Raw genomic sequence first — 6,000 nt, forward strand, 5'->3', positions numbered from 1 at the left:
CCATGACCGACCCCGCCCAGTGGCAGTTCGAGACCAAGCAGATCCACTCGGGAGCGGCTCCGGACCCGGTCACCAAGGCCCGCGCGACTCCGATCTACCAGACCACGTCCTACGTGTTCGACAACGCGCAGCACGCGAAGAACCTCTTCGCCCTCGCCGAGTTTGGCAACATCTACACGCGCATCCAGAACCCGACCCAGGCGGTCGTGGAGGAGCGTCTCACGGCTCTCGAGGGCGGCTCCGGCGCCCTGCTGCTCGCGTCGGGTCAGGCCGCCGAGACCGCCGCCGTGCTCAACATCGCGCACGCGGGCGACCACATCGTCTCGTCGTCCTCGATCTACGGCGGCACGTACAACCTCTTCAAGTACACCCTCGCCAAGCTCGGCATCGAGACGACCTTCGTCGAGAACCAGGACGACCAGGAGGAGTGGCGCCGCGCGGTGCGCCCGAACACCAAGCTCTTCTTCGCCGAGACCGTCGGCAACCCCAAGATCAACATCCTCGACATCCGCTCCGTCGCCGACGTCGCGCACGCGGCCGGTGTGCCCCTGATCGTCGACAACACGATCGCGACCCCGTACCTGATCCGCCCGTTCGAGCACGGCGCCGACATCATCGTGCACTCGGCGACCAAGTTCCTCGGCGGTCACGGCACGGTCATCGGCGGGGCCATCGTCGACGGCGGGACCTTCCCGTGGACCGAGAACGCGGCGAAGTTCCCCGGCCTCACCACGCCCGACGAGTCCTACCACGGCGCGGTCTACACCGCCGCGGTCGGCGACTCCCTCGCCTACATCATCAAGGCCCGCGTGCAGCTGCTGCGCGACCTCGGCGCCTCGATCGCCCCGGCGAGCGCGTGGCAGCTCATCCAGGGCATCGAGACCCTGTCGCTGCGGATCGAGCGCCACGTGCAGAACGCGCAGGAGATCGCCGAGTACCTCGAGAACCACTCCGACATCGCCTCGGTCAACTACTCCGGACTGCCCACCTCGCCCTGGTACGCCGCCGCGAACCGCTACGCCCCCAAGGGCGTCGGCGCCGTCCTCTCGTTCGAGCTCAAGGGAGGGGTGGACGCCGGCCGCGCCTTCGTCGACTCGCTCACCCTGTTCTCGCACCTGGCGAACATCGGCGACGTCCGCTCGCTCGTCATCCACCCCGCCTCGACCACGCACTCGCAGCTCACACCCGAGCAGCAGCTGACCGCGGGAGTCACGCCCGGCCTCGTCCGCCTGTCGGTCGGGCTGGAGAGCATCGACGACCTGCGCGCCGACCTCGCCCAGGCACTCCGGGCCGCCCGCGCGGTCGTCGAGGCCTCGCGCGCGAACGCCTGACCCCGGCCCCTCTCGCTGGAGAGGAGCGCACGGTCGAGATCCCCTGCTGCGGTGGGGGATCTCGTCCGTGAGGGGGGATCTCGTGCACATGCGCCGGAAGGGGCGTAACAAACCACGGCGCGGGGCGGCGCTCTGACACGATGGACACCGCTATGGACTGGCAGCAGACACTCGAGGACACCGTCCCTTCGGCGTTCGTCACCGAGCGCCAGCTGCGCTCGGTGATCGGCAAGCCGCCGGCCACCGGGGCCTGGCGCGACGGGGACGACCCGGGCAACCGCCGCTTCGTCGACGTCGGCCCGTTCGACTTCGAGTCGGGCGGCCACCTCCCGCACGTGCGCATCGCGTACGAGACCTGGGGCGAGCTCTCCCCCTCCGGCGACAACGCCGTGCTCGTGCTGCACGCCCTCACCGGCGACTCCCACCTGATCGGCCGCGGCGACCGCGGGCACGCCACCGACGGCTGGTGGTCCGGACTCGTCGGACCGGGCGAGGTCATCGACACGGACCGCTACTTCGTCGTCGCCCCCAACATGCTGGGCGGCTGCCAGGGCTCGACCGGCCCGGCGTCCCTCGCGCCGGACGGGCACGAGTGGGGCGCCCGCTTCCCGTACACGAGCATCCGCGATCAGGTCCGCGCCCAGGTGCTCTTCTCGGACCTCCTCGGCATCGAGCGCTGGCACACCGTGATCGGCGGGTCGATGGGCGGGATGCAGGCGCTGGAGTGGGGCATCGATCATCCGGAGCGCGTGGCCCGGCTCGCCGTGCTCGCCGCTCCCCCGCGCGCGACCGCCGATCAGATCGCCCTCAACTTCGTGCAGCTCGAGGCGATCCGCAGCGACGCGAACTTCAACGGCGGCGCCTACTACGACGCCGGGGACGGCCAGGGCCCGTACCACGGCCTCGCCCTCGCCCGACGGATGGCCCTGCTGAACTACCGCAGTCCCTCCGAGCTCAACGACCGCTTCGAGCGGAGCTGGCAGTCCGGGCTCAGCCCCCTCGGCGGCGGCGGCCGGTTCGCGGTCGAGTCCTACCTCGACTTCCACGGCAACAAGTTCACCCGGCGCTTCGACGCCAACAGCTACATCACGCTCGTCGAGGCGATGAACTCGCACGACGTCGGGCGCGGACGCGGCGGCGAGGCGGAGGCGCTCTCCCGCATCACGAGCCCCACCCTCGTGCTCGGCATCGACAGCGATCGCCTCTTCCCGGTCGAGGGCCAGCGGATCATCGCGGCGCACGCTCCCGGGAACATCGACGGCGACGAGGTCGCCGTGATCAGCTCGACCTTCGGGCACGACGGCTTCCTGATCGAGGACGACGCGGTCGGCGGCCACCTCGCGCGCCTGCTCGCGCTCTGATCGGTTCCGGGCGGAGGGGCGAGCAGTGGCTATCGTGAGTCGGGGGCCCTTCCCCCGGAGACCCGAGGGAGCAGCCCGGTGCCGATGATCCGCAGCGTGCGGGAGCGCGACCGCCTCCTGAGCCAGTCCGCGCGGGCCGTGGGCCTGCTGACCGACACCGCTGCTCTCGCGCTGGTCCTCGTGCCGGGGACGCTCGATCCGCTCGCCGTCCCCTTCGCGGTCGCGCTCCTGCTCGGGCTCGCCGCCGTGCACGTCCAGCTCGGCCGCAGCGGCGGACGGCTGTGGCTGCTCGCGAGCGGCGCGGGCGGCCTGCTGCTCAGTGCCGGGCTCGCCCTCGATCTCGCGGACTCCCCCGACTTCGCCGCCTTCGTGCTGGTCAGCACGGCGAACGCGGTCACCAGCACCGTCGCCGTCGTCGTCACCACCTCGACGCGGCGGGGGCTGCTCCTGCTGCCCGTGATGATCGCGAGCCTGATCCCGTCGATCCTGATCGCGAGCAGCGCCATGACGCTGAACGCTCTGCTGCTGAGCCTGCTGCCCTGGGGGTGCCTGTGCGCCCTCGCCCTCTGGATCAGCACCGCGGTGCCCCGGGTCGTCCGGCGGATCGACAGCATCGGCAATGCGCACCGCGTCGAGCGGCAGGCCAGCGAGACGGAGGCGCAGCGCCGCCAGGGCGCCCGGCTGCTGCACGACACCGTCCTCGCGACGCTGACCCTGCTCGCCCACTCCGGCGTCGGCGTGTCGGTCGACGCCCTCCGCCAACAGGCGGCCGAGGACGCCCAGCTCCTGCGCCAGCTCAGATTGGGAGGCACGCCCACCCCGAGTGCGTCGGGCTCGTACCAGCTGACCAGCGTGACCAGCGCTCCCGCGGCGAACACTCTCGAGAGCGTCAAGAAGCGCTTCGGCCGGATGGGCCTGGACGTCATCTGGCACGGTTCCGGCCAGATCGTGCTCAGCGGTGCCGCCCTCGACTCCTTCCTGATGGCCCTCGCCGAGTGCCTCGAGAACGTCCGCCGCCACTCCGGGGTCAACTCGGCCGATGTCACGATCACCGAGGACGACGGCACGGTGCGCGCCATGGTGACCGACGCGGGCGTCGGCTTCGACATCGGCACCGTGCCCGCCGCGAAGCTCGGCTTCAAGGAGTCGGTCGTCGCCCGCCTCGCGGACGTCGGCGGGCGGACGCGGCTGTTCAGCGCGCCGGGAGCCGGCACGACCGTCGTCCTGGAGGTGCCGAAATGACCGAGCCGGTCGCGCCGCTGCTCCGCGGGGCCCCCTCGCGCCGCGGGCGGCCCTCGCGAGCGGCCTCCTCGGCGAAGCGGCAGCACGAGGGGCTCGGCACGAGCTACCTCGGCAGCGGCCTCACCGGCATCGCCCTCGCGATCATGGTCTACGAGCTGCTCGTTCTCCTCTCCACTCTCGACGACTACACCCGGCCCGGCCTCGTCGTGGCGGCCTGGCTGCTGCTGGTCGCGACGTTCGGAGGGACGGTCCTCGTGATCCGCCTCTCGGGCCAGAGCCTCCCGTCCTGGGCGTACGCGGCCTTCCTCGCGGGCGCGGCGACGACGGTCGCCCTCGACCTGATCGCCGTCGCGGGCGCCCCGGGCCCGGGAGTCGCCCCGACCGCCGCCGTGGGCGCCGCCGTCGCGCACGCGGCGCTCATCGTGCACCGCCGGGGCGTCGACATCATCGTCGTAGCGCTGGTCATCACCGCCGCCGAGCTGCTCGCCTTCTCGGCGATGGCGTCGGACGGCGCGGCCGCGATCTCGGTCCGGGTCAGCGCTCTGGTGCTGACCGTCACCCCCGCCGTCGTGGTGGTCGTGATGATGCGCGGATTCCGCCGGATGGTGCAGCTCGAGATCGACCGGGCGCTCGTGCAGAGCACCACGCTCGGCCCCCGCTACGCGGTCGGGATGCTCGCGTCCGAGGAGCTCGCCCGGCTCGACCTCGCCGCGGAGCAGCTGCTGGCCGAGGTCGGCGACGCGAGCACACCGCTCCCCCTCGACTCCACCCGCGCCGCCCGCGCCGCCTCGCTCGCCACCCAGCTGCGGCTCCACCTCATCGAGGGACGCCGCGAGACCTGGCTGCACCACGCGATCCTCGAGTCGGAGTTCCTCGCACCCCTCGTCCACCTGGAGGACCCCGACGGCTCGGCCGGACTCCTCGGCCAGGCTCAGCGCGACGGCCTCCTCTCGGCCATCTGGCTGATCCTCGACGGAGCCGTCGGCACCCCCGCAGCGCTCCACGTGCACGCCGGCGCGCCACGCGAACCCGGCCCCGACGCCCCCGCCCGCACACTCCTCGTCCCGGTCCTGCTCCGCTGCGAGGGCGTGCCACTGCGCGGAGTCGATCCTGCGACGTGGGAGGCTATCGCTCAAGTGGGCGCGTCCCGCACGCCGTCCCGCGGGGGCGAGCTGCGGATCGAGATCGACTGCCTGGTCGAGAACCCCGTCGACCGATGACGGACAGCCTCGGGACACCGACCGCCCACCTCTGCCACGAACAGCCGAAGGACCCCCGATGACACACACCGCCGAGCCGAAGATCACCCTCGCCGTCGTCGACGACCACAAGATGCTCCTCGGCGCCCTCACGGAGTGGATCCGGGGCGCCGCCTCCGACATCCAGCTCGTCGCCGCCGTCGCCTCCTGGCCCGAGCTCCTCACGCACCCCGAGTTCCCCGTCGACGTGGTCCTGCTCGACCTCGACCTCAAGGACAACATCCCGATCTCGGTCAAGCTCTCGACCCTGAAGACCACCGGCGTGAAGACGGTGCTGATGAGCACCTACTCCGAGCCTGCCGTCGTCCGCGAGGCGCTCGCCTCGGGCGCGCTCGGCTACCTCGTGAAGACCGAGGACGCCGACATGATCGTCGAGGCGATCCGAGCGGCCAAGGACGGCCACTCCTACATCTCGCACGAGCTCGACATGGCGCTGTCGACCGGCGACTCCGACGGCGCACCGAAGCTGAGCGCTCAGGAGCGCCGCGTCATGGCGCTCTACGGCGGAGGCGAGCCCGTGAAGTCGGTGGCGTTCGAGCTCGGCATCTCGGAGGAGACGGCGAAGTCCTACCTCAAGCGGATCCGCGAGAAGTACCGCGTGGTGGGCATCGACGTCGGCACGAAGGTCGCGCTGCGCAAGCGCGCCATCCACGACGGGATCCTGATCGAGACGGACTGAGCCGTCTGGCTCGGCGGTCCCCGCCCGCCGAGCCGCGGTCGGCTTCGCGACGGCTTGCGTCCCGCAGAGCGTCCTGCGGCGCCCTGCCGGAATCCGCTGGCACGCGGATTCCGGTCGCGGGGCTCATG

Annotated in this window: 5 protein-coding genes; all 5 read left to right on the plus strand. The window is 71.7% G+C overall.

Going from position 1 to position 6,000, the window contains the following annotated elements:
- Positions 1–2: 2 nt before the first annotated feature.
- Complete coding sequence (locus B0T42_RS14135; RefSeq protein ID WP_077223679.1) at positions 3–1,331, plus strand: bifunctional o-acetylhomoserine/o-acetylserine sulfhydrylase; 1,329 nt, start codon at positions 3–5, stop codon at positions 1,329–1,331.
- A gap of 152 nt (positions 1,332–1,483) precedes the next feature.
- Entirely contained in the window at positions 1,484–2,692 is a 1,209-nt protein-coding gene (metX, locus tag B0T42_RS14140) for a homoserine O-acetyltransferase MetX (protein WP_077223680.1), read from the plus strand.
- 84 nt (positions 2,693–2,776) lie between these two features.
- Entirely contained in the window at positions 2,777–3,934 is a 1,158-nt protein-coding gene (locus B0T42_RS14145) for a sensor histidine kinase (protein ID WP_077223688.1), read from the plus strand.
- The gene (locus tag B0T42_RS14150; protein ID WP_077223681.1) at positions 3,931–5,154 is read left to right on the plus strand and encodes a hypothetical protein; all 1,224 of its coding nucleotides are present in this window, start codon (positions 3,931–3,933) and stop codon (positions 5,152–5,154) included. The genes B0T42_RS14145 and B0T42_RS14150 overlap by 4 nt, the downstream gene beginning before the upstream one ends.
- 58 nt (positions 5,155–5,212) lie before the next feature.
- Positions 5,213–5,872, plus strand: a complete 660-nt coding sequence (locus B0T42_RS14155; protein ID WP_056866755.1) for a response regulator — start codon at positions 5,213–5,215, stop codon at positions 5,870–5,872.
- Positions 5,873–6,000: the final 128 nt, after the last annotated feature.

This window comes from Rathayibacter rhapontici, assembly GCF_001995175.1.
Lineage (GTDB): Bacteria > Actinomycetota > Actinomycetes > Actinomycetales > Microbacteriaceae > Rathayibacter.

Coding starts and splice junctions, on each gene's coding strand:
- B0T42_RS14150 (WP_077223681.1), top strand. CDS start 3,931: ATGACCGAGCCGGTCGCGCCGCTGCTCCGCGGGGCCCCCTCGCGCCGC.
- B0T42_RS14135 (WP_077223679.1), top strand. CDS start 3: ATGACCGACCCCGCCCAGTGGCAGTTCGAGACCAAGCAGATCCACTCG.
- B0T42_RS14155 (WP_056866755.1), top strand. CDS start 5,213: ATGACACACACCGCCGAGCCGAAGATCACCCTCGCCGTCGTCGACGAC.
- metX (WP_077223680.1), top strand. CDS start 1,484: ATGGACTGGCAGCAGACACTCGAGGACACCGTCCCTTCGGCGTTCGTC.
- B0T42_RS14145 (WP_077223688.1), top strand. CDS start 2,777: ATGATCCGCAGCGTGCGGGAGCGCGACCGCCTCCTGAGCCAGTCCGCG.